At 66.9% G+C, this 23,729-nt stretch carries 20 protein-coding genes; 14 read left to right on the forward strand and 6 right to left on the reverse strand.

Translation table 11 applies throughout. From position 1 onward, the window contains the following. The first annotated feature begins 142 nt into the window (after window positions 1-142). From GO608_RS07635 to GO608_RS07645, 3 genes are read left to right on the forward strand one after another with little or no spacing between them, the layout of a single operon-like run. Entirely contained in the window at window positions 143-1,930 is a 1,788-nt protein-coding gene (locus GO608_RS07635; RefSeq protein WP_169199839.1) for an FAD-dependent oxidoreductase, read from the forward strand. Beyond that, a complete protein-coding gene (locus tag GO608_RS07640) occupies window positions 1,927-3,774 on the forward strand; it encodes a 2-oxoacid:acceptor oxidoreductase subunit alpha (RefSeq protein ID WP_169199838.1) in 1,848 nt (615 codons plus the stop codon). Before GO608_RS07635 ends, GO608_RS07640 begins: the two co-directional genes overlap by 4 nt. After that, window positions 3,771-4,826, forward strand: coding sequence for a 2-oxoacid:ferredoxin oxidoreductase subunit beta (locus tag GO608_RS07645; RefSeq protein WP_169199837.1), 1,056 nt, complete (start codon window positions 3,771-3,773; stop codon window positions 4,824-4,826). Before GO608_RS07640 ends, GO608_RS07645 begins: the two co-directional genes overlap by 4 nt. 164 nt (window positions 4,827-4,990) lie before the next feature. Here GO608_RS07645 and GO608_RS07650 read toward each other — a convergent pair whose 3' ends face one another. Next, window positions 4,991-6,097, reverse strand: coding sequence for a metal-dependent hydrolase (locus GO608_RS07650; protein ID WP_169199836.1), 1,107 nt, complete (start codon window positions 6,095-6,097; stop codon window positions 4,991-4,993). Between the two features lie 189 nt (window positions 6,098-6,286). Here GO608_RS07650 and GO608_RS07655 point away from each other — a divergent pair, with 189 nt between their 5' ends. The 5 genes from GO608_RS07655 (at window position 6,287) to GO608_RS07675 (ending at window position 10,426) form a co-directional block, all read left to right on the forward strand. Then, the gene (locus tag GO608_RS07655; RefSeq protein ID WP_169199835.1) at window positions 6,287-6,703 is read left to right on the forward strand and encodes a CBS domain-containing protein; all 417 of its coding nucleotides are present in this window, start codon (window positions 6,287-6,289) and stop codon (window positions 6,701-6,703) included. A 246-nt stretch (window positions 6,704-6,949) separates the two neighbouring features. Continuing rightward, window positions 6,950-7,957, forward strand: a complete 1,008-nt coding sequence (locus GO608_RS07660) for a DUF5924 family protein (protein WP_169199834.1) — start codon at window positions 6,950-6,952, stop codon at window positions 7,955-7,957. A 51-nt stretch (window positions 7,958-8,008) separates the two neighbouring features. Then, a complete protein-coding gene (locus tag GO608_RS07665; RefSeq protein WP_211159524.1) occupies window positions 8,009-8,608 on the forward strand; it encodes an RcnB family protein in 600 nt (199 codons plus the stop codon). Between the two features lie 55 nt (window positions 8,609-8,663). Next, a complete protein-coding gene (locus GO608_RS07670) occupies window positions 8,664-9,872 on the forward strand; it encodes a trans-sulfuration enzyme family protein (RefSeq protein WP_169199833.1) in 1,209 nt (402 codons plus the stop codon). Window positions 9,873-9,931: 59 nt separating this feature from the next. Further along, window positions 9,932-10,426, forward strand: a complete 495-nt coding sequence (locus GO608_RS07675; protein WP_169199816.1) for a hypothetical protein — start codon at window positions 9,932-9,934, stop codon at window positions 10,424-10,426. Window positions 10,427-10,482: 56 nt separating this feature from the next. Here GO608_RS07675 and GO608_RS07680 read toward each other — a convergent pair whose 3' ends face one another. Further along, window positions 10,483-10,968, reverse strand: a complete 486-nt coding sequence (locus tag GO608_RS07680) for a tellurite resistance TerB family protein (RefSeq protein ID WP_169199832.1) — start codon at window positions 10,966-10,968, stop codon at window positions 10,483-10,485. 201 nt (window positions 10,969-11,169) lie between these two features. Here GO608_RS07680 and GO608_RS07685 point away from each other — a divergent pair, with 201 nt between their 5' ends. Continuing rightward, the gene (locus GO608_RS07685; RefSeq protein ID WP_169199831.1) at window positions 11,170-12,090 is read left to right on the forward strand and encodes a DMT family transporter; all 921 of its coding nucleotides are present in this window, start codon (window positions 11,170-11,172) and stop codon (window positions 12,088-12,090) included. On the opposite strand, the gene GO608_RS07690 is transcribed toward GO608_RS07685, so the two are convergent. Together GO608_RS07690 and hyi are read right to left on the reverse strand one after the other, a co-directional pair. Then, the gene (locus tag GO608_RS07690) at window positions 12,068-12,328 is read right to left on the reverse strand and encodes an outer membrane protein assembly factor BamE domain-containing protein (RefSeq protein WP_169199830.1); all 261 of its coding nucleotides are present in this window, start codon (window positions 12,326-12,328) and stop codon (window positions 12,068-12,070) included. The two genes, GO608_RS07685 and GO608_RS07690, sit on opposite strands and share 23 nt — an antisense overlap. A gap of 164 nt (window positions 12,329-12,492) precedes the next feature. Further along, a complete protein-coding gene (hyi, locus tag GO608_RS07695; RefSeq protein ID WP_169199829.1) occupies window positions 12,493-13,287 on the reverse strand; it encodes a hydroxypyruvate isomerase in 795 nt (264 codons plus the stop codon). Between the two features lie 171 nt (window positions 13,288-13,458). On the opposite strand from hyi, the gene GO608_RS07700 reads away from it, so the two are divergent. Both GO608_RS07700 and GO608_RS07705 read left to right on the forward strand, forming a co-directional pair. Further along, window positions 13,459-14,622 carry an NnrS family protein gene (locus GO608_RS07700; protein ID WP_169199828.1) on the forward strand — a complete coding sequence of 388 codons (1,164 nt, stop codon included), beginning with the start codon at window positions 13,459-13,461 and terminating at the stop codon, window positions 14,620-14,622. 94 nt (window positions 14,623-14,716) lie between these two features. Beyond that, entirely contained in the window at window positions 14,717-16,144 is a 1,428-nt protein-coding gene (locus tag GO608_RS07705; RefSeq protein WP_169199827.1) for an aldehyde dehydrogenase family protein, read from the forward strand. 157 nt (window positions 16,145-16,301) lie between these two features. Here GO608_RS07705 and yiaY read toward each other — a convergent pair whose 3' ends face one another. Both yiaY and adh read right to left on the reverse strand, forming a co-directional pair. Further along, window positions 16,302-17,453 (reverse strand): L-threonine dehydrogenase, encoded by a 1,152-nt coding sequence (gene yiaY / locus GO608_RS07710; RefSeq protein WP_169199826.1) that lies wholly within the window; start codon window positions 17,451-17,453, stop codon window positions 16,302-16,304. Between the two features lie 68 nt (window positions 17,454-17,521). Further along, entirely contained in the window at window positions 17,522-19,036 is a 1,515-nt protein-coding gene (adh, locus tag GO608_RS07715; RefSeq protein WP_169199825.1) for an aldehyde dehydrogenase, read from the reverse strand. 265 nt (window positions 19,037-19,301) lie between these two features. On the opposite strand from adh, the gene GO608_RS07720 reads away from it, so the two are divergent. The 3 genes from GO608_RS07720 (at window position 19,302) to GO608_RS07730 (ending at window position 23,573) form a co-directional block, all read left to right on the forward strand. After that, window positions 19,302-21,155, forward strand: coding sequence for a sigma-54-dependent Fis family transcriptional regulator (locus GO608_RS07720; RefSeq protein WP_169199824.1), 1,854 nt, complete (start codon window positions 19,302-19,304; stop codon window positions 21,153-21,155). Window positions 21,156-21,202: 47 nt separating this feature from the next. Next, window positions 21,203-22,639: a 3'-5' exonuclease family protein gene (locus tag GO608_RS07725; RefSeq protein ID WP_425532299.1), complete on the forward strand. Its 1,437-nt coding sequence runs from the start codon at window positions 21,203-21,205 to the stop codon at window positions 22,637-22,639. Window positions 22,640-22,769: 130 nt separating this feature from the next. Beyond that, the gene (locus GO608_RS07730; RefSeq protein WP_169199823.1) at window positions 22,770-23,573 is read left to right on the forward strand and encodes an OBAP family protein; all 804 of its coding nucleotides are present in this window, start codon (window positions 22,770-22,772) and stop codon (window positions 23,571-23,573) included. The last annotated feature ends 156 nt before the right edge of the window (window positions 23,574-23,729 follow it).

The following is a 23,729-nucleotide window of genomic DNA, read 5'->3' on the forward strand; positions in this document are numbered from 1 at the left end:
TTCTGAATTATACTGCTGAGCAATCACTGGCAGGGGCGGTCTGACCGCCCGCTGCGCCTCCACGGCCGCGGCGACCGGCGAGAAGAAGGAACTCCCGCACTCCCCGCGGGCGTCCGCAATCTTTCGGACAGGAAGAACAGACTTGAAACCGACCGACATCAGCGCGCCCGACTACCTGCACAAGGTCGTCGACTGCCAGTGGGCCTGTCCGGCCCACACCCCCGTCCCCGAATACATTCGCCAGATCGCGGCGGGAGATTTCGCCGCCGCGTACATGCTCAACTGGCGCTCGAACGTGTTCCCCGGCATTCTCGGGCGCGTCTGCGACCGCCCCTGTGAGCCGGCGTGCCGGCGCGGGCGCGTCGACAAGGAACCGGTCGCGATCTGCCGCTTGAAGCGCGTCGCGGCCGATTTCAAGGAAGACATCCACGAACTGCTGCCCAAAGCGCCGACGGTGAAGAACGGCAAGCGCATCGCCTGTGTCGGCGCCGGTCCCGCTTCGCTGACGGTCGCGCGCGATCTGGCGGTGCAGGGCTACAGCGTCACCGTGTTCGACAGCGGCCAGTCGGCCGGCGGCATGATGCGCAGCCAGATCCCGAAGTTCCGCCTGCCCGACAGCGTCATCGACGAAGAGTGCGGCTATGTCGCCGGTCTCGACGTCGAGCTGCGCCAGAATGAATGGATCGGCAGTCTGCGTGAACTCCTTGCCGGCAGCTGGGACGCGGTGTTCGTCGGCACGGGCGCGCCGCGCGGTCGCGACGCGGACCTGCCGGGCCGCAAAGAGGCCGCGGCGAACATCCACGTCGGCATCGACTGGCTCGCCAACGTCGCGTTCGGCCACGTGACGAAGATCGCCCGGCGCGTCATCGTGCTCGGCGGGGGCAACACCGCGATGGACTGCTGCCGTTCGGCGCGGCGCCTCGGCGGCGAGGAAGTGCATGTCGTCGTCAGGAGCGGCTTCGACGAGATGAAAGCCTCGCCGTGGGAGAAGGAAGACGCGCTGCACGAAGGCATCCCGATCCACAACTACCTCGTGCAGAAGGAATTCACGCACGACAACGGGCGCCTGACCGGCGTGCTGTTCGAGAAGGTGCAGGCCGAATACGACGCCGACGGGCGCCGCTCGCTCGTGCCGACCGGTGAGCCCGACGTGCATATGGAATGCGACGAAGTGCTGCTCGCGATCGGCCAGGAAAACGCCTTCACGTGGATCGAGCGCGACATCGGCGTCGAGTTCGACCGCTGGGGCATGCCGGTGCTCGACCGCACGACGCTGCAGTCGACGCTGCCGCGCGTGTTCTTCGGCGGCGATGCGGCGCTCGGACCGAAGAACATCATCACCGCAGTCGCGCAAGGCCACGAAGCGGCGATCTCGATCGATCTCTTTTGCCGCAACGAACCGCTGACCAAGCGCCCCGGGCCGCTCGTCAATCTCGTCAGCCAGAAAATGGGCATCCACGAGTGGAGCTACGACAACCACGTGTCCGAGGAAGCGCGGCGCAAAGTGCCGGTGAAGACGCTCGAGGAGGCGTTGAAGGACATCAAGCTCGAATTCGAACTCGGCTACGACTTGAAGCTCGCATGCGGCGAGACCGAGCGCTGCCTGAACTGCGACGTCGCGACGGTGTTCACGCCGAAGCTGTGCATCGAGTGCGACGCCTGTGTCGACATCTGCCCGACCGAATGCATCACGTTCACGACCGACGGCGAAGAGGACGAGCTGCGCGCACGGCTCAAGGTGCCGGCGAAGAACCTCGAGCAGTCGCTGTATCTCGCCGAAGGGCTCAAGACCGGGCGGGTGATGGTCAAGGACGAGAACGTCTGCCTGCACTGCGGCATGTGCGCCGAGCGCTGCCCGACCGGGGCGTGGGACATGCAGAAATTCACTATCGACGTAGCACAAGCCGGAGCGGAGGCGCCCAGGTCATGAAAAGCGCACAATCGATCGCAAGCATCAACGACTTCGTCATCAAGTTCGCGAACGTCAACGGTTCGGGTTCGGCCTCGGCCAACGAACTGTTCGCGCGCGCGGTCATGCGCATGGGCGTGCCGGTCGCGCCGCGTAACATCTTCCCGTCGAACATCCAGGGGCTGCCGACGTGGTACGAGGTGCGCGTGTCCGAAGCGGGCTGGCTGGGCGCGCGCGGTGGCTGCGACATGATGATCGCGATGAACCCGCAGACCTGGGACCGCGACGTCGCGAGCCTCGATGCCGGCGGTTATCTCTTCTACGACTCGACGAAGCCGATGCCGGCCTCGAAGTTCCGCGACGACATCACCGTGCTCGGCGTGCCGCTGACGGCGATGTGCAACCGCGAATACACCGATCCGCGCCAGCGCCAGCTGTTCAAGAACGTCATGTACGTGGGCGCCCTGATCGCGCTGCTCGACATGGAGTTCGGCGTCGCCGAAGCGCTGATCGTCGATCGCTACCGCGGCAAGGATCCGCTGATCCAGGCCAACGTGCATGCGCTGCGCCTCGGCTACGACTATGTGCGGGCGTACCTGCCGTGTCCGATCGGCCTGACGATCCGGCGCGCGGACGCCGTCGGCGACCGCATCTTCATCGACGGCAACAGCGCGTGCGGCCTGGGCGCCGTGTATGGCGGCGCGACCGTGACCGGCTGGTACCCGATCACGCCGTCGACGTCGGTCATCGAATCCTTCACGAGCTACTGCCGCAAGTACCGCACCGACCCCGACAGCGGGCATGCGCGCTACGCGGCGGTGCAGGCCGAAGACGAGCTCGCGTCGATCGGCATGGTCATCGGCGCGGCGTGGAACGGCGCGCGCGCTTTCACCGCGACCTCCGGCCCCGGCATCTCGCTGATGCAGGAATTCTTCGGTCTCGCGTATTTCGCCGAGATTCCGGCGGTGATCTTCGACGTGCAGCGCGGCAGCCCGTCGACCGGCATGCCGACGAAGACGCAGCAGTCCGATCTCCTGGCCTGCGCGTACGCGTCGCACGGCGACACGCGTCACGTGCTGCTGTTCCCGGAAAACCCTTACGAATGCTTCACGTTCGGCGCGCTCGCCTTCGATCTCGCCGACCGCCTGCAGACGCCGGTGTTCGTGCTGTCCGACCTCGACATGGGCATGAACGAATCGCTGTGCAAGCCGTTCGACTGGGACGACAGCCGCCGCTACGACCGCGGCAAGCTGATGACCTACGAAGAGCTCGAAGCGGGCAAGGACTTCGGCCGCTACCTCGACGTCGACGGCGACGGCATTCCGTATCGCACGATTCCCGGCACGCATCCGACCAAAGGCGCGTACTTCACGCGCGGCACGACGCGCAACGCGTACGCGAAGTACAGCGAGTCGGGCGCCGACTACGTCTACAACATGGAGCGGCTGCGGAGGAAATTCGACACCGCGAAAAACCTCGTGCCGGCACCGGTGCTGCACGCGGCCTCGCAGCCGACGCGCTTCGGTGCGATCCACTACGGCTCGACGAGTCCCGCGATGGCCGAGGCGAGCGCGCTGCTCGAAGCCGACGGCATCCACGTCGACACCTTGCGCGTGTGCGGCTTCCCGTTCTGCGACGAGATCATGCAGTTCATCGCCGATCACGAGCAGGTGTTCGTCGTCGAGCAGAACGAGAGCGGGCAGCTGCGTTCGCTCCTCATCAACGAAGGCGAGATCGATCCGAAGAAGCTCGTGCGCGTGCTGCATTACGACGGCTCGCCGATCACCGCGCGCTTCATCAGCAGCCGAATCGCCGATGCCCTGTCCGACCGCAAAATCAGTCCGATCCGCAAGGTGGCCTCATGACCTATCTCGCCAAACCGAAACTCCTCAGCGCCGACGCGCCGAAGAACGCGCTCGGCTACACGCGCCGCGACTACGAAGGGGCGATCTCGACGCTGTGCGCCGGCTGCGGGCACGACTCGATCAGCGCCTCGATCGTGCAGGCGTGCTTCGACCTCGACATCGAGCCGCACAAAGTCGCCAAGCTCTCGGGCATCGGCTGCTCGTCGAAGACGCCCGACTACTTCCTCGGCAACTCGCACGGCTTCAACTCGGTGCACGGGCGCATGCCCTCGGTGCTCACGGGTGCTGCGCTCGCCAACCGCAATCTGCTGTACCTGGGCGTGTCGGGCGACGGCGACTCGGCGTCGATCGGCATCGGCCAGTTCGCGCACGCGATGCGCCGCGGCGTGAACATGACCTACATCGTCGAGAACAACGGCGTGTATGGCCTGACCAAAGGCCAGTTCTCGGCGACCGCCGACAAAGGCTCGAAGAGCAAGAAAGGCGTCCTCAACAGCGACAGCCCGATCGACCTCGCGGCGCTCGCGCTGCAGCTTGGCGCGACTTACGTCGCGCGCAGCTTCTCCGGCGACAAGGAGCAGCTCGTGCCGCTGATCAAAGGGGCGCTGCGCCACAATGGCCCGGCGCTGATCGACGTGTTGAGCCCGTGCGTGACGTTCAACAACCACAGCGGTTCGACGCGCAGCTACGACTACGTGCGCCAGCACAACGAAGCGGTCAACCGCGTCGAAGTGATCCTGCCGCGCGACCCGATCGAGACGTCGTATCCGCCGGGCAGCCTGCGCCGCATCGTGCAGCACGACGGCTCGATCCTGCACCTGAGGAAGCTCGACGTCGACTACGACCCGTCGGACCGCATCGGCGCGATCAACCACCTGCAGGAGCGCCACGCGCTCGGCGAGATCGTCACCGGTCTCCTGTACGTCGACAGCAGCGCGCAGGACATGCACAGCCACCTCAACACGGTCGAAAAGCCGCTGAACCAGCTCGGTGACGCGTATCTGTGTCCGGGCAGCAAGGCGCTCGAAGCGTTGAACGCGCTGCTCAGGTAAACCCCGGCCCGTAGCGCGCTCCCGGGCGTGCTGCGGGGCCGCAACCTCTATTCATCTATTAGCGCGTTAACCCGGCAACCAGATACCGTTCGGGCTGAGCTTGTCGAAGCCTCGGCAGGGCCTTTCGACAAGCTCAGGGCGAACGGTTGTATTTGATTGCCGCCTTAATAATTCATATCGATCCAGCGCCGGCCGCCAGTCACGAGCTCGTACAGGCGCCAGCCGGTGCGCTCTTCGCCACCCTCTGCGCGGCCGCACAGGCCGTAGCGGAACGGCGCGTCACCGCGCCCCGGAATCTCGAAGCGCAGGTCGCCAAAGCCGGCACAGCGGTTCACCGCGGCGATCTCGGCATGATCGAACACCGGGAACATCGCGAACCAGCGGTAGAAAGCGAACTCGTCGGCCGCCCACACTTCCCGCGCCAGTTCTTCGACGTTGCCGCCGCCGAACTTCGGCCGCGTCTCCCATTGCGCCAGCGCCACCGGCTTGTACGGTGCCGAGAGGCGGCGGATGAAGTTGTCATCCGGCCCGGCCTCGAGCACTTCGCTGCGGCGAGTGTTGAGATGGGCGTAGTGATAGCGCGTGCCGTCGAACAGGATCGCTGTCCAGTTGAACGGTGAGGCCGGGCGCGGCGCCGCATCGACGACCACCGGCTCGATTTCGTGCTCGGCCGCATATGCGCGAGCCGCCTCGATCGCTTCGCCGCGGCCGACCGCTCCGACACCCACCCAGCCTGCGACGAGCACCAGCGCGACTGCGGCGGGCACTTTGCTGCGGCGCCAAACTGCGCTCGCAGCGAGGCCGGCAACGAGCAGTCCGGTCAACACAAGGTCGATGATGAAGGTCGTGCCCAGGCCGAAACGGCGATCCGACAACGGCGCGAAGATCATCGTGCCGAACTGGGTAATGAGGTCGCCGGCGATGTGGATCAGGATCGCCGCGCAGGTGATGCCGTAAAACGTGCGCCAGTCCGGCCGCGCGTGTCGATGACGGCCCGCGACGGCGGCGAACACCCACGCGAGCAGCATTCCCCACAGCGGCAACAGCAACAGCGAATGCGTGACGCCACGGTGGCCGCGCAGATACGCGATGTCCGACAGGTAGCCGAGGACGAAATCGAGATCCGGGAATGCCGCGGCGGCAGCGCCGGCAGCAACCGCCTGCCATACCGGCGGAGCAGGCTTCGCAGCCGGCGTCGATGCGGGAGAAGGGCGTCGCGCGAGCAAGCGCCCGGCCAGTGCGCCGGACAGGGCGTGGGTCAGCGTATCCATACGGATTCGAGAATGCGGAGATGCAACGGTTCATTTTCGCACGGCTCCCGGTCGTCGCTCCGGCCTGCTGCCGATGTATCGATCGGGTTGACCTGCGTCATCGTTCGCCGCACGCGGGCTGTCTTCACCGTCGCTGTCGACTACATTTGAAGTGAACCTCGAGCAATTTTTGACAGTGTGGAGAGAATCATGACGAATCGTTGTCTTGACCTGATCGTGAAGGATCACAGCCCGGTAACGCTCGCGCCTGCCGATACCATGCGGAGCGCGTGCGAGGCGATGCGGGAACGTAGCGTCGGTGCGGTGCTCATCATCGAGGAAGGGCGGCTCACCGGCATTCTGACCGGCCGTGACGTGGTCAGGGCGATCGCGGAAGGCCGCGATCCGGGCACGCCGCTTTCGATGGTGATGACGCCGGACCCGGACACGATCGCCGGCGAATGCACCGCGATCGACGCGCTGCGCATGATGAGCGACGGCGGCTATCGCCATCTGCCGATCGTCGATGACGGCACCGTCGTCGGCGTCGTTTCGCGCGGCGATTTCAAAGGCCTGGAACTGGACCGGCTCGAAGAAGAAACCTGCCTGTGGGAGCGGATCTGCTGAACGAGCGTGCGGCCCGGCGGGGGTGAGTTCGAAGGCGCAGGGCACGGCGCCGATTGCCGGGCCCCCCCGAGGGCCGGCGCGCACTGGGCGCACGTGGATGCTGCGCTTGCGAAGCGGGGAAGGAGCGGGTAAAAAGCCGCACGATCGGCCGATGCGTGTTGTTCCCGTTGTCTTGCCGGCGGCGGGAATGATGGTGGGGCAGGTCGTACGGAACTCTGTCGCCCGATCCTCCCCCTTCGCAAGTTCATGTCAATCTGGAAAGAGCGTCTTCGTCGCCTCGTCGGGCTGGTCCAGCGTCACCCGAGACTCCTCGCTCTGTTCGGATTTGTCTCCGGCATCGCCAGCTTCGTGCTCGTCGACCGCCAGGAGGAGTTCGCGCGCGTCATCCCGCTGCTGATGCTGCTGAGCTGGACGTGGCTGGTGCTGGAGAACGTCCTGAGCCGCAGCCTGGCGCGCCGCTTCGGGCATGAGCTGCCGGCGGGCGTGCTGCGCTATGCAACGCAGATGATCCACCAGGAGAGCCTGTTCTTCGTCGTGCCGTTCTTTTTCGTGACGACCGCGTGGAACAGTGGTCAGGCATTCTTTTCCGCGCTGCTGCTCGTCGCAGCGCTCGTCGCGATCGTCGATCCCGTCTATTACAAATGGCTCGCGCCGCGCCGCTGGACCTACCTCGCGTACCATACGCTGACGCTGTTCGCCGTGCTTCTCACCGCGCTGCCGATCCTCTTTCACTTGACGACTCCCGAAAGCTACAAGCTGGCGATCGCCGTCGCGGTGGTGCTGTCATTGCCCAGCCTGTCGCGCAACGTGCCGTCCGACGGGTGGGGGCGGTGGGCGGCGCTGGGCGCATTGTCGCTGGCACTGGGGGCGACTGGCTGGCTGGCGCGCTCGTGGATACCGCCAGCCACGCTGTGGCTCACCGATGTCGCGGTTACCGTGAGCCTCGACGACCGCACGCCGGCCGAGAGCCTCGGGACCGTGACGGGCGCGCAACTGCAGTCGACGGGGCTCTTCGCCTACACCGCGATCCGCGCCCCGCGCGGGCTGGACGAGCGGGTCTACCATGTGTGGCAGCATGAGGGAATCGAAGTCGATCGTATCGCGCTCGACATCACGGGTGGCCGGGAAGGAGGCTACCGATCCTGGACGCATAAAAGGAATTTTCCCGATAATGCGGTCGGGCGCTGGCAGGTGCAGGTATTGACGGAGGCGGGCCAGATGGTCGGCACGCTGCGGTTCCGGGTCGTGGACTGATTCGGCCCCGGGTTTTTCGCCGCACACAACAAACTTTCAGGGAGATCGGCCATGCAACATGGGAGCAGGCGCAGGAGCAGTTTTCTGATCGGCGTCGCGCTGATCACGACGTTTGCGGCCGGCGCGGCGCTCGCCGACAAGCCGGAATGGGCAGGCGGCGGCAAGCCGGACAAGCAGCAGAACGAGCGGCGCAGCCGCGATGATGTACGCGAGCGGCGCGGCGATGATCGTCCGCGGCGCGCTGACGATCACGAGCGGCGCGGGGACAGCGACTACCGTGAGCGGCGCGGTGAGGACCGGGTTTCCCGCCATCGCGACAGCGATCGGCCGCGCGTGAACATCCGTTTCGGCGACCGGGAACGCGTCGTCGTCCGCGAATATTATTCCGAACGGGTCCGCACCGGCTCCTGCCCGCCCGGTCTGGCGAAAAAAGGCAACGGCTGCATGCCGCCGGGCCAGGCGAAAAAATGGTCGGTTGGCAGACCGCTGCCGCGGGACGTGATCTATTACGATCTCCCGCCGGCGATCGTCGTCGAACTCGGCGTGCCGCCGCGCGGCCACCGTTACGTGCGGGTCGCTGCCGACATCCTGCTGATCGCGGTCGGCACCGGGATGGTCGTCGACGCGATCGAGGATCTGGGCCGGATGTAACGGCTGGCCGGCAATCGACGAAATGCGCAGACAATCCACACACCCCCGGATGGACATGACAAACACCCCGAGCAGAACGAATGATTCCGCGAACCCTGCATGGCACGACGAGACGCGCGTGCTGCACGGCGATGCGCATCTCTCCGACGATGCCGCAATCGTCGCGCCGATCTACTACACCGCAACTTTCAGGGCGGCCGACGCCCACGACTTCGCCGAGCGTGCGAACACGCCGCGCCACCCGGGCTTTTACACGCGCTACGGCAACCCGACGCACCAGCGCGTCGAGGCCATCCTCGCCGAGCTCGAAGGCACTGAGTCCGCGCTGCTGACCGCGTCCGGCATGGGGGCGATCAGCACGACGGTGCTGGCGCTGGTCTCGGCGGGCGACCACGTTATCGCGCAGCAACGCCACTACATGAGCACCGCGAAGCTGTTCGACGAAGTGCTGCCGAAGTTCGGCGTCAGCGTCTCGTTCGTCGAGCAGAGCGATCTCGCGGCGATCGAAGCGGCGATCCGGCCGAACACCCGCCTGATCATGCTGGAAACCCCGGCGAACCCGACGCTGGTGCTGACGGACCTCGAAGCGGTCGCCGCCCTCGCACGCAGCCGTGGCATCCTCACCATCGCGGACAACACTTTCGCTTCGCCGCTGAACCAGAAGCCGCACGCGCTGGGCATCGACATCGTCGTGCACAGCGCGACCAAGTATCTCGGCGGGCACCACGACCTGATGGCCGGCGTCGTGTGCTGCTCGGAAGCGCTCGCCGAGCGCATCTGGCGCATGCACGTCACGCTCGGCGCAGTGCTGTCGCCGATGGATGCGTGGCTGCTGCTGCGCGGCCTGCGCACGTTACCGGTGCGCATCGAGCGGATCAACGCGACGGCGCTAGCGTTTGCCGCCTGGCTCGAAGCGCAGCCGCAGGTCGAGCAGGTGTTCTACCCCGGCCTCGAGAGCCATCCGCAGCACGCGCTGGCGAAAAAGCAGATGAAAGGCTACGGTGCGGTGATCGCGTTCGCCGTCAGGGGCGGATTCGACGCGACCCAGCGGTTTGTTGCCGCGCTCGAACTCGCGACCCACGGCGTGAGCCTCGGCGGCGTCGAGTCGCTGGCCGTGCACACCGCGGCGATGTGGTCCGGCACGATGAACGAGGAGCAGATGAAGGCCGCTGGCATCGCTCCGAACTTCGTCCGCCTGTCGATCGGCCTCGAGCATCTGGAAGACCTCAAGGCCGATTTTAGCCAAGCATTCAATCGGGCGTGAGTCGCGCTTTCTTCATTTTCGCCCGGCTGTACTGACGGGCGGAGGTGCAAAGCCGGTCGGTGCTGATATTGATATTGATTTTTCCGGGACAAATCATGCTTATGCCATCTCTGCAAGTGCTGTTCGCCGCCATCCTCGCCTTGGCTGCTCCGGTAGCGGGAGCGGACGAAGGCAAGGACGAGTCGGGCAAGGGACGCGAGCGTGGCAGCTACTCGTCGGAGCGGGAGTGGAAGAGTGAAAAGCGTCGCGACGACGACAGAGAAAGTTCCTACTTCCACGAACACGGCTACACCCGCCTGAGCATTCCGCCGGGCCACTATCCGCCTCCTGGCGAATGCCGGATCTGGTACCCCGATCGTCCGGCAGGCCAGCAACCGCCACCGGGAAACTGCAGGTCGGTTCCTCCGGGCGCTTGGGCGATCCGACACCCTCATGACCGTCCCGGCTATGTGCACGTTGACGTCTATGAGCCCCGCCGTGGCGGCGCCCTCCTTGTTGTGGGCGAATTCAAAATCGCTTCGGGAGCCTTTGTGCGCATCGTCGTCGAGCCGTGATCCAGCCCTGACATTGCAACTGCGCGCGGCCGCGGTGACGCGTGATCACGGTGCGATCAGGGATCGGCTGGCGCGTCCGGCACGTCCATGTGCTGCCGGGCGCGCTGCTTCGCGGCGACGTAGGCGGCGTGAGGAATGTGGAGCAGGTCGCCGAGCTTGCGCATCAGGTGGTTTTCATGATGGCTGATGTGGCCGTCGGCGAGCGCGACTTGCCACAGCAATTCGACAATCCGCAATTTCTGTTCGGCGCTGAAACCCTTGTTGATCTTCGAGGTGAAATGATGGAAATCGGTCGCTTCGGTGGCGTGCGTTTCGGCCAGTTCGAACAGGCGCTCGAGTTCGTCGTCGGCGAGGGCGAACTTGTCGCGCAAGGCCGCAAGCACAGCGTGGCGTTCCTGCGCGCCGATCTTCGCGTCGCTGCGCATCACCTCGACGAGCAGTACGGCGGTGGCCAGTTGCAGCGTGTGCTGGCTGGCCGGTTCGTCGGCGGAGGGAGGGGAGTCGAACAGCGAGCGGAACAGGTCGTTGAGAGTACGAAGCATTCGGGGGTTCTCCGGGGGCAGCGGCATCGGCGAGTGGTGGATTGCGAGTTGCTGTAGTGACACCGCGTCGAACCGAAGGTGCCGCGGGGTCAGGCGGGGCGCGTGGGGCCAGGCGAATCGCGACGCGAGCAGGGCGCCGTTTTCCGGCACCTCGAAAACATCGAATGGCAGGCTCGCGAAGACGTTCCAACAGGGCGGACAATGAAAAAGAATCTCGAACTCAAACTCGCGGCCGGAATCCTCGTGTTGCTGTCGCTGATCTGGGGTTACAACTGGGTCGTCATGAAGAACGTCATGCGCTATGCCGATCCGTTCGACTTCTCGGCGATCCGCACGCTGTTCGGCGCGCTGGCGCTGTTCGCGGTCCTCGCGCTGCGCGGCCGCTCGCTGCGGCCGGTCGCCCTCGGCCCGACGCTGCTGCTGGGCCTGCTGCAGACGACCGCCTTCACGGCGCTGATCCAGTGGGCGCTCGTCAGCGGCGGTGCCGGCAAGACGGCAGTGCTCGTCTATGCGATGCCGTTCTGGCTGCTGCCGATGGCGTGGGTGTTCCTCGGCGAACGGGTGCGCGGCCTGCAGTGGGTCGCCGTCGCGCTGGCGCTGGTCGGCCTCGTCTTCATCCTCGACCCGTCCAAACCGCAAGGGGATCTCTTCAGCACGATGCTGGCGCTGCTCGGCAGCGTCGCGTGGGCAGCGAGCGCGATCGTGCTCAAGCGACTGCGCGCAAGCACCCCGGTCGACCTGCTGTCGCTGACCGCGTGGCAGATGCTGCTGGGTTCGCTGGTACTGTGCGTCATCGCGTGGTGGCTGCCTTCCGAGCCGTCGCGCCTGACGCCGTATTTCATCGCCGCGCTGGTCTACAACGGCCTGCTGGCGACAGGGCTTGCGTGGCTGATGTGGGTGTTCATCCTCGACCGCATGCCCGCCGGCCTTGCCGGGCTGTCGTCGCTCGCAATCCCGGCGGTCGGCGTGCTGAGCGGCTGGGTCGAACTCGGCGAGCGCCCGAGCGGAGCCGAATCCTTCGGCATGCTGTGCATCGCCGTCGCGCTCGGCCTGATCAGCGCCATCGCGCTGCGCGGCCGGCAGCTGCAGGCCCGCGCCGCTAGCGCAGGTTCTCGGAGCTGAACAGCACCACCTGATCGGCGACGAAACTCACCTGCACGTGCCGCTTCTCGTCGCCCCAAGTGCAGCTTTTCACCGTCATCACGTCGCTGCAGTGGTTCGGCGCGCCGAGCAGCTGCTTGACCTCCTCGTACGTCATCCCGACCCTGATCTTGTCGTAGTTTTCGACAGTGACCTTGCTGCACGCGGTCGCGGCGACGCACAGGGCGGCAAGGCAGAGCAGGCGGGCGAGAGTTTGCATCGGCGAATCTCCGGGGGCGGGAACAGGGTGGTTGCACTGCCGGCGGTGTAACACAGAGTGCAGCCGAGCGTCACGCGTTTTGCATCGGGACTGCGGCGGTGCCGGCTTGCCGAGCTTCGCGGCGATCAGGCGAGCCGCGTCGTCGCCTCCCTTCGGGCGTCGGGTCAGGCTCCGGCACGGGCTCCGGCGAGCGCGTCGATCCAGCGGAGCCCGTCCGTCGTGCCCGCGGCCGGGCGGTATTCGCAACCGATCCAGCCGTCGTAGCCGAGGCGGTCGAGGTGGGCGAACAGCCAGGCGAAATTGATTTCGCCCGTGCCGGGTTCATGGCGTCCCGGAGTGTCGGCAACCTGCATGTGCGCGATCTTCGGCAGAAAGCGCGCGATCGTGTTGCCGAGTTCGCCTTCCATGCGCTGCGCGTGGTAGATGTCGTACTGGATGAACAGGTTGTCCGAGCCGACCGCGTCGATGAGAGCGGCGGCCTGCGCGGTGCGGTTCAGATAGAAGCCGGGGATGTCCCAGGTGTTGATCGGTTCGATCAGCAGGCGGATGCTGGCCTCGGACAGTTTGTCTGCGGCGAAGCGCAGGTTGGCGACGAAAGTCTCATGCAGCGTGTTCGCGTCGACTCCGGCCGGGGCGATGCCGGCGAGGCAGTTGAGCTGCGCGCAGCCGAGCGCCTGCGCGTACTCGATCGCGCATCCGACACCGTCCTGGAACTCGCCGACGCGGTCGGGGTGGCACGCGATGCCGCGCTCGCCGTGCTCCCAGTTCCCCGCGGGCAGGTTGTGCAGCACCTGCACGAGACCGGCGCGGTCGAGCCGCTCGGCGATCGCCTCCTTCGGCAGCGCATACGGGAACTGGAACTCGACGCCGCTGAAGCCGGCCTGCCCAGCGGCGTCGAAGCGGTCGAGGAAATCGAGTTCGTTGAACAGCATCGCGAGGTTCGCGGCAAATCTGGGCATTCGGGTTTTCCTTGTCGTTTCAGCCTGGCTGCGGGCGGCAGCGGGTCAGCGCAGCGGCGATAAAGTGTATTCCCGCACCCGCCTGTTCGCGATCACGGGTTATGATCCGCGCGGTTTCGCAGTTTCCGTCCATTCCTGTCCGCACAAGCGCCACGCACCCAGACGCTGAGCATGAAATTCTCCACGCACCCCGTATGGCTGGTCGGCTTCCGGCCTTTCTTCATCCTCGCCTGCCTGTCCGGCATCGTGTTTCCGCTGGCATGGGCGGCCATCTTCGCCGATCACGCGGCGCTGCCGTCGCATCGCTTTTCCGCGGTGCAATGGCACGCGCACGAGATGTTCTTCGGCTTCGGCTGGGCGGTCATCGGCGGTTTCCTGCTCACGGCCTCGAAAAACTGGGTCCAGATCCGCGGCCATCACGGACCGGCGCTGATGCTGCTCGTGGCGTTATGGCTGGTCGAGCGGATCGGCATGTTTTTCGGCGGAAGCTGGCCGCCCGCGCTGTTCGCGCTGTCCAACGTCGCGTTCCTCGTCGCGATCGTCGCGACGCTGCTGTGGACGCTCGTCCGGCATCGCGCGACCGACAGCTTTCGCCGCGACAACTATTTCTTCCTGCTGATCCTGCCCGCTTTCCTGCTCGCGAAGTACCTGATCCTGAGTCCGGAGCACTTCCGCGCCGGCTGGCTGATGGCGCTCGGGCTGTTCCGCGTCGCGTTCCTCGTGATGATGGAGCGCACGCTGACGCAGTTCATGAAAGGCATTTTCCAGGTCGAACTGTTGCGCCATCCGCTGCTCGACACCGCGATCAAGCTGCTCGCGGTGTCGCTCGCGCTCGCCGGCCTGATGCCGCCGTCGCTCGCGGCGACGCTCTCGTGCGTGCTGGCGCTGCTCCTGGCGATCCGCTTCGTGTTCTGGAAGCCGCAGCTCGGGCTGCGCCGGCTCGAACTCGCAGTCATGTATCTCGGCTATCTCGCGATCATCGCGCAGCTGCTGCTCGCCGCGCTCGACATCTGGGCAGCATCGCCATGGATCGGCGCGCTGGCGCTGCATGTGTTCACGTTCGGCACGATGGGGCTGGTGATCCCGGCAATGCTGGTACGCATCTCGAAAGGCCACACCGGACGCAAAGTGGTGTTCGAGCCGGCCGACAAGCTTGCGCTATGGATCATGCTCGCGGGCTTCGTGCTGCGCATCGTGCTGACGCAGCTCGACCCGGCTCGCTACGTGCTGTGGATCGACCTTTCCGCGTTGTGCTGGGCGGCCTGCTTCGGTCTTCTCGCGTGGCGCTATACGCCTTTCCTGCTGCAGGCGCGGATCGACGGCAAGGAGCACTGAGCGCCGCCTGACCGTTCGACTGTTGCGACCCCGGCGTGCAACGTTACCGGGTTGCTATGGTCGACGGGTTTTCCTTCCAGTCGAGGACTGCTCCATGACTCTGGTACGCGACAAGCTTTTCATCGACGGCCGCTGGATCGCTGCGCAAGGCAGCGGCTTCATCGACGTCATCGACCCGAGCGACGCGTCGGTCTACGCCCGCATCCCTGAAGGCGTGCCGGCGGACGCCGAAGCGGCGATCGCCGCGGCGCGCGCAGCGTTCGGCTCGTGGTCGCGTACGACCCCGGCCGAACGTGCGCAATACCTCGAACGCATCGCCGCGGGCTTCCAGGCGCGCAGTGACGAACTTGCGGAGGCGATTGCGCACGAAGTGGGCATGCCGCTGAAAATGGCATCCCGCATCCAGGTCGGCGGCCCGCTGTGGAGTTGGCAGCACTACGCGACGCTCGCGCGAGAGTTCGAATGGGAAGCGCGCGTCGGCAATTCGCTCGTCGTGCGCGAGCCGGTCGGCGTCGTCGGCGCGATCACGCCGTGGAACTTCCCGCTCAACCAGATCACGCTGAAAGTCGCGCCGGCGCTCGCCGCGGGCTGCACCGTCGTGCTGAAGCCGTCCGAAGTCGCGCCGATCAACGCGTTCATTCTCACCGAGATCATCGAGGCCGCGGGGCTGCCGGCCGGGGTCTTCAACCTTGTCACCGGCTACGGTCCGGTCGTCGGCGAAGTGCTCGCGTCCGACCCGCGAGTCGACATGGTGTCTTTCACCGGCTCGACGCGCGCCGGGCGGCGGGTCGCCGAGCTTGCGGCGGCGACGGTGAAGAAAGTCGCGCTCGAACTCGGCGGCAAGTCCGCGGCGATCGTGCTCGACGACGCGGATCTCGCCGCGGCGGTCAAGGGCACGGTGTCGAACTGCCTGCTGAACTCCGGGCAGACGTGCTCGGCGCATACGCGGATGATCGTGCCGCGGGCGAAAGTCGACGAGGCGGCGACGCTCGCCGCGGCCACGGCGTCGTCGTTCAAGGTCGGCCCGGCGCTCGCCGAAGGCAGCCGCCTCGGGCCGCTGGTGTCACAGGTGCAGCGCGACCGCGTCGTCGGCTACATCCGTCGCGGCCTCGACGAAGGCGCGCGCCTCGCGTGTGGTGGCGTCGACGCGGCGCCTGCGGGCGCCGGTTTCTTCGTCGCGCCGACGGTGCTCGTCGTCGAGGACCCGAAAGCGACGGTCGCGCAGGAGGAGATCTTTGGCCCGGTGCTCGTGATCGTGCCGCACGACGGCGACGAGGATGCGATCGCGCTGGCGAACGATTCGATCTACGGCCTCGCCGGCAGCGTGTGGGCCGGCACCGACGAACATGCGCTCGCGGTCGCGCGCCGCATCCGTACCGGCCAAGTCGATGTCAATGGCGCGCCGTGGAATCCCCTTGCGCCGTTCGGCGGTTACCGGCAGTCGGGACTCGGGCGCGAGAACGGGGTGTACGGGCTCGAGGAATTCCTCGAGTACAAGGCGATCCAGCTGCGGCCGCGTTGAGGCGCGTACTGCGGTTGCGGCTCAGGGCGACTCGAGAATCCGCCTGATCGCGTTCTCGCCGTACGGCTTCGAGACGCGAAGGGGGAGGCCGATGCGGCCGCCCCCGGTCGGGACGACGAGAAGACGGCGCAGGCCGCCGCCTTTCGTCCTTTCGCCGTTACAGCGCGCCGCGGAAAATCGCCTCGATGTCGGCCTGCGTGGCCGGGCGAGGGTTCGTCAGGCCGCAGGCATCCTTCAACGCGTTCGCGGCGAGCGTCGGGATGTCCTCCGCTTTGACGCCGAGCTGCGTCAGCCCGGCCGGGATGCCGACATCGGCAGCGAGGCGGCGGATCGCGGCAAGACAACTCTCTGCCGCCGCGGCGTCGTCGGGCGCATCGACGTCGGCGCCCATCGCGCGCGCGACGTCTGCAAGGCGCGCGGCCGAAAAGCTCGCGTTGAACGCTTCGACGTGCGGCAGCAGCACCGCGTTGCACACGCCGTGCGGCAGGTCATAGAACCCGCCGAGCTGATGTGCCATCGCGTGCACATAGCCGAGCGATGCGTTGTTGAACGCCATGCCGGCGAGGAACTGCGCATAGGCCATCTGCTCGCGCGCGTCGAGGTCATTGCCGTCGGCGACCGCGCAGCGCAGGTTCGCCGCGATCAGCGTTACCGCCTTCAGCGCGCACGCGTCGGTGATTGGCGTCGCCGCGGTCGACACGTAGGCTTCGACCGCGTGCGTCAGCGCGTCCATGCCGGTCGCGGCAGTCAGCGCGGCGGGCTTCGCGACCATCAGCGTCGGGTCGTTGACCGACAGGATCGGCGTGACGTTGCGGTCGACGATCGCCATTTTGATGTGGCGCGCCTCGTCGGTGATGATGCAAAAACGCGTCATCTCGCTCGCGGTGCCGGCGGTCGTGTTGATCGCGACGAGCGGCAGCTGCGGCTTGGCGGAGCGGTCGACACCTTCGTAGTCGCCGATCCGCCCGCCGTTGGTCGCGACGAGCGCGATGCCTTTCGCGCAGTCGTGCGGCGAGCCGCCGCCGAGCGAGATCACGCAGTCGCATTGCTTGTCGCGCAGCAGCGCGAGGCCGGCCTCGACGTTGCCTACCGTCGGGTTCGGCTTCGCGCCGTCGAACACCGTCGCCTGGATGTCCTGCTCCGCGAGGAGGGCCGCGACCTTGTCGGCGACCCCGGCGCGGGCGAGGCCGGCGTCGGTGACGATCAGCGCGTGGCGAAAGCCGTAACTGCGGATCGCGGCCATCGCGTCGGCAAGGCAGCCGGCGCCCATCAGGTTGACCGGGGGGATGAAGAAAGTCGTCGTGCTCATGGTTCGATTTCCTTTGGATGCGGAATGAAAGGGGGCTTTGCGCCCCGTTGTCGTGATTTGAATTGCGCTCAGAAGAAGCCGAGCTTGTCTTCGCTGTAGCTGACGAGCAGGTTCTTCGTCTGCTGGTAGTGATCGAGCATCATCTTGTGCGTCTCGCGGCCCATGCCCGACTGCTTGTAGCCGCCGAACGCTGCGTGCGCCGGGTAGGCGTGGTAGCAGTTCGTCCATACGCGGCCGGCTTCGATGTGGCGGCCCATGTGGAAGGCAGTGTTGATGTTGCGCGTCCATACGCCGGCGCCGAGCCCGAACGGAGTGTCGTTCGCGATCGCGAGCGCCTCGTCGCGGTCCTTGAATGTCGTCACCGACACCACCGGGCCGAAGATCTCCTCCTGGAAGATGCGCATCTTGTTGTGGCCGCGGAAGACTGTCGGCTGGATGTAGAAGCCGCCTTCGAGCTCGCCGTCGAGGTGCGCGCGCTCGCCGCCGGCGAGCAGCTCGGCGCCTTCGTCGCGCCCGATCGCGAGGTAGCTCTGGATCTTGTCCATCTGCTCGCGCGACGCCTGCGCGCCGATCATCGTCGCCGGATCGAGCGGGTTGCCTTGGCGGATCTCGGCGACGCGTGCGAGCGCGCGCTCGATGAAGCGCTCGTAGATCGATTCATGGATCAGCGCGCGGCTCGGGCAGGTGCACACTTCGCCCTGGTTCAGCGCGAACATCACGAAGCCTTCGATCGCCTTGTCGAAGAACGCGTCGTCCTTCGCCGCGACATCGTCGAAGAAGATGTTCGGCGACTTGCCCCCGAGCTCGAGCGTAACCGGGATCAGGTTCTGGCTCGCGTAGCCCATGATGAGCCGGCCGGTGCCGGTCTCGCCGGTGAAGGCGATCTTCGCGATCCGCTTGCTCGACGCGAGCGGTTTGCCGGCCTCGACGCCAAAGCCGTTGACGATGTTGAGCACGCCTGGCGGCAGCAGATCGCCGACGAGCTCGGCGAACACGAGGATCGACAGCGGCGTCTGCTCGGCCGGCTTGAGCACCACGCAGTTGCCCGCGGCGAGCGCCGGCGCGAGCTTCCACGCCGCCATCAGCAGCGGGAAGTTCCACGGGATGATCTGGCCGACGACACCGAGCGGCTCGTGGAAGTGGTACGCAACCGTGGTGTTGTCGATTTCGCCGAGGCTGCCTTCCTGAGCACGCACGCACGCGGCGAAGTAACGGAAGTGATCGATTGCGAGCGGGATGTCGGCCGCGCGCGTCTCGCGGATCGGCTTGCCGTTGTCCCAGGTCTCGACCTGCGCGAGCGTCTCGAGGTTCGCTTCCATGCGGTCGGCGATGCGGTTCAGCACCCCTGCGCGCTCGGCGGCGCTCGTCCGGCCCCACGCGGCCTTGGCTTTGTGCGCGGCGTCGAGCGCGAGCTCGACGTCCTGCTCGTCGGAGCGCGGAATCTCGCAAAGCGGCTTGCCGGTGATCGGGGTGATGTTGTCGAAGTGGCGCCCGGCGAGCGGCGGCAGCCACTGGCCGCCGATGTAGTTGCCGTAGCGGCCTTTCAGGTTCAGGCCGTACCGGGCGGGGTCAAGCTTGTTCATCGTGCTCCTCCTGTATTGGACGCATCGCTGCGGATGCAGAGGACACAGCGCACGGAGCGTGCCAGCTGGCACGCATCATGCAGTGCAGCATGAGACGTTCCTTGCGCAGCGGGGCTTACGGGGCAGCGATATTGCGCCGCAAAAAAGGCGGCCGAAATTCGCCTCTTTTTTGGGCGTCCAGCCGGCGCATAATCGCGCCTACGACTTTCGTGTAGGTGTCGCAGCCCGGGACACCTGTCGCGAGACACCCTGGACGAGGTTCCCCGTGACGCCGCTTTCCCTGACCGAAGCCCGCCGACGCTTTCTCGACGGCGCCGATCTGCCGCCGTGCAGCGTGCCCGAATCGATCCTGCGCTCATGGCGCCGCTGTCAAGGACTCGGGCTCGATGTCGGCCGCTGGCGGCCGCCGTCGCGGCTCACCGAGTCCGAGCTGTCGGCTCTGCGCGACGAGAACGCCGACTGGCTGCAACTCGCGCGGCCGACGATCGACGCGCTGTTCGACAGCGTGCTCGACGACGGCCACGTCCTGATCGTCGCCGACCGTAGCGGCCTGATCCTCGACGAGATGGGCCACCCCGACTTCCTCGACCGCGCCGAACGCGTCGCGCTGACGCCCGGCATGGACTGGCGCGAGGACGTGCGCGGGACGAACGCGATCGGTACCGCGCTCGTGCTCGGCGGTGCGGCGACCGTGCGCGGTGGAGAGCATTTCCTCGAGCGTAACCGGCAGCTGTCGTGCACGGCGCAGGCGATCCACGACCCGCAGGGGCAACTCCTCGGCGTGATCGACGTCTCCGGCCAGCCGCGCCGGCTGCACGACGCGCATCGGCTGCAGGTCGAAGCGGCAGTGCGCCATATCGAGCAGCGGCTGTTCGACCGGCAGGCTGCGCGGCTGCACGAGCTGCGGCTCGCGTCCGAGCCGGCGCTGCTCGGCACGCCGCGCTGCGGTCGGCTGGGCTTCGACGAGGAGGGCGTGCTTCGCGCAGCCAACCGCGGCGCCCTCGCGGCGCTCGGGCTGGACCGGACGGCGCTCGGCCGGAGCCGTTTCGTCGACCTGTGCGGCCAAAGTCTGGAACACTGGCTCAGCCGTCACGGCACTCATGTCGCATCACTGCGCCACGCGGGCGGCGTGCTGTCGGCGCGGCTGCTGCTCGCGCGGCCACCGGGCGAACTCGCAGTCCCGCGGCAGCCGCCGGCGAGAAGCCGCGAAACGTCATCCGCCGGGCGTGCGAACGCGGCGGCCGACAGACTCGACGTCGGTTTGCCGGCGGGCCTGCTCGACACCGCGCGCCGCCTGCTCGACGCCGACATCCCGGTGCTGCTGCTCGGCGAGACTGGCGTCGGCAAGGAGCGCTTCGTGCAGGCGCTGCATGCCGACTGCAGTCGCCGCGGCCGCCCGCTCGTCGCGGTCAACTGCGCGGCGATTCCCGAAGGGCTGATCGAATCGGAGCTGTTCGGTTACGAGGAGGGCGCTTTCACCGGTGCTCGTCGCCAAGGCAGCAAGGGCCGGCTGCGCGAGGCCGACGGCGGCGTGCTGTTTCTCGACGAGATCGGCGACATGCCGGCGAGCCTGCAGGCGCGCTTGCTGCGGGTGTTGCAGGAGCGGGTCGTGCAGCCGCTCGGCGGCGGTGCCGGCCAGCGGGTCGATGTGCGCATCGTCGCGGCGACTCACCGTGACCTCGCGCACGAAGTCGCCGCCGGGCGCTTTCGTGCCGACCTCTACTACCGGCTCGGCCATTACCCGCTGCGGCTGCCGCCGCTGCGCGAGCGCGGCGACGTCGCGCAGATCGCCGGAGCGCTGCTCGCCGATCACGGCGGCGCGCAGCGCGGCATCACGCTGTCGCCGGAGCTGGCCGCGTTCATCCGCCGCTATCCATGGCCGGGCAACCTCAGGCAGCTGGACAACCTGCTGCGCACGCTGCTCGCGCTCGTCGACGACGGCACGCTGCTGACGCCGACCCATCTGCCCGACACGCTGCGCGACGATGCCGCGCCGCAAGCCGCGGGCGACGCGGCACTGCAGGCGGCGCTCGCCCGTCATGGCGGCAACGCCAGCGCGGCCGCGCGCGCGCTCGGCATCAGCCGCAGCACGCTGTACCGTCGCCTCGGCCGGGGCTGAACTTGGCTGGCCAACTGCTGCGAACCCTCCACGAGGACCGGGAAACCGTGTTCGATCCGCCTACCTGCCTGATCCCCGACTTTCTGCGCCCCGCGGGGCTCGCGTTCGTCGACATCGAAACCACCGGCACCACCGCGTCGCACGACTCGATCACCGAAATCGCGATCATCGAAGTCGACGAAGACGGGGTGCGGGAGTGGTCGAGCCTCGTGCGGCCCGACAGCCGCATCCCCGATTACATCGAAAGGATGACGGGCATCTCGAACCACATGGTCGCCGACGCGCCGACTTTCGCCGAACTCGCCGAAACGGTCTTCGACCGGCTGCACGAGCGGGTTTTCGTCGCGCACAACGCGCGCTTCGACCATGGCTTCATCCGCGCGGCGTTCCGGCGACTGGGCGTCGATTTCCGGCCGAAAGTGCTGTGCACGGTGCGGCTGTCGCGCCGCCTCTATCCGCAGGAGCGGCGACACAACCTCGATGCGCTGATCGCGCGGCACGGGCTGGAAGTCGAAGCGCGGCATCGGGCGCTCGGCGATGCACAGGCACTGTGGCAATTCTGGCAGCGCGTGCATCGGCAGTTCGGCGCGGCTCACCTCGAGCCGATGCTGCGCGAACTCCTCGGCCGTCCGGCGCTGCCGCCGCATCTCGGCTTCGACGCGATCGACGCGATCCCCGATGCGCCGGGCGTCTATCTTTTCTACGGCGAAAACGATCTGCCGCTCTACATCGGCAAAAGCAAGCACCTGCGCACGCGTGTGCTGGCGCATTTCGGTGCCGATCACCGCAACAGCCGGGAGATGACGCTTTCGCAGCAGGTGCGGCGCATCGACTGGATCGTCACCGCGGGCGAGATCGGCGCGCTGCTGAAGGAAGCCGAACTGATCAAGTCGCTGCTGCCGACGATGAACCGCAAGCTGCGCCGCAGCCGCGAACTGTGCAGCTGGGAACTCCAGCCGCAAGCCGACGGCGGCTGGCGACCGGAGCTGGTCCATGCGAGTGACCTCGATTTCGGGCGCCAGGAGCACCTCTACGGCCTGTTCCGCACGCGCCGCGCGGCGATCGAGGCCCTGCGCAAGATCGCGGCCGAGCAGCAGCTGTGTCCGCCACTGCTCGGCCTGGAGAAGCCCGCCGGCGGCGGACGCTGTTTCACGCACCAGCTGCACCGCTGCAAGGGCGCCTGCGCCGGGGAGGAGTCGCAGCGGCTGCACGGCGCCCGCCTGATGCTCGCGCTGCACGACCTGCGGCTCGAGCACTGGCCATATCCGGGTCCGGTCGGCATCCGCGAAGGCGACGCGATGCACGTCGTCGACAGCTGGTGTTACCTCGGAACGGCGTCGTCGGAAGTCGAGTTGCACGCGCTCCTCGAGGCGGGGCGGCCGAGTTTCGAACTGGACGCGTACCGCATCCTCGTGAAGGCGATGCGCGGCGCGAAAGTCGTCGATTTGCGGGACCTGGCGGCCGCGTCTCGCGCCTCGGCCTGAGCGGCACACGCCTCGGCGCCAATCGACGGTTTCAACCGGGAACGCGGCTTGCCGGCGAACGGCAGCTCGCGCGTGTCGGCAATTCCAGCTTTCGGTGCGCGCTGCGTCCGGACCGTTGCAGGAGACCCCGATGTCCTTCCGCCGAATGCTTCGCCGCAGCCTCGCCTTGTTCGTCGCAGGCGGCTTCGTCCCGCTGCTCGCGCCGGCCGGCGCTGCCGAACCCTCCCCGGAACCTCCGGGCGAGGAGAAATCTGCGAAAACGACAGTGCTCGAAGCGGGCGCGCGGATGTTGCAGGGCAATTCGCCGCTGGCGCCGATAGATATCCACCTGTCCGGTTTTCATCCCCTCAAGGATGATCCCGAACACCAGATGGAGGCGCATCATTTCTGCCACCAGGTAAACGAGGATTTCGCGCAGTGCGTGCTGTTCGACGGCAACGAAGCGGGCGCGAACCTCAACGGCGTCGAATACATCATCTCGGCGAAGCTGTTCGAGACGCTGCCCGAAGATGAAAAGCCGCTGTGGCATCCGCACAACGGCGAAATCCTTTCCGGCCAGCTGATCGCGCCCGGCATCCCCGAGGCTGCGGAGAAGGCCCTGATGAAGGGCAAGATGAACAGTTATGGCAAGACGTGGCACGTGTGGAACACCGGCGCACACGGCGGCGCGGGCGACAGTCTGCCGCTGGGGCCGCCGCGGCTCGCGTGGTCTTTCAACCGCGACGGCGAGGCGCAGTCCGGCCTCGTCGAGCAGCGCGACCGGCGACTCGAGGTCGATAGCGCCGCGAAACGTCGCGAACGCGCCGAACTGCAACCGCTTGCCCGCCCGCAGGCCGGCGTCGACGCGCTGAAAGGCAGGTTCCCGCGGCCCACGTCCCCGCTGCCCGGTGTCGTCGACCGCGGCGAGTCGGCCGAAATACGACGGCATGAATGAACGGAACGGCCGTTACGTCGCCAATCCGCCGCTCTCCTACGCAAGGTGACAGTCAGGGGCAGTGAACGGCGCCCGCATGCGGGCGGTAATCGATTGTTGCAACGCCGTCGCCCCACGGGGGCGAGTCCGATAATAACAAGATGTACAGTCCCTCCA

Origin of the sequence: Aromatoleum buckelii (assembly GCF_012910785.2) — a bacterium.
In the GTDB taxonomy this organism is placed as follows: Bacteria; Pseudomonadota; Gammaproteobacteria; order Burkholderiales; family Rhodocyclaceae; genus Aromatoleum; species Aromatoleum buckelii.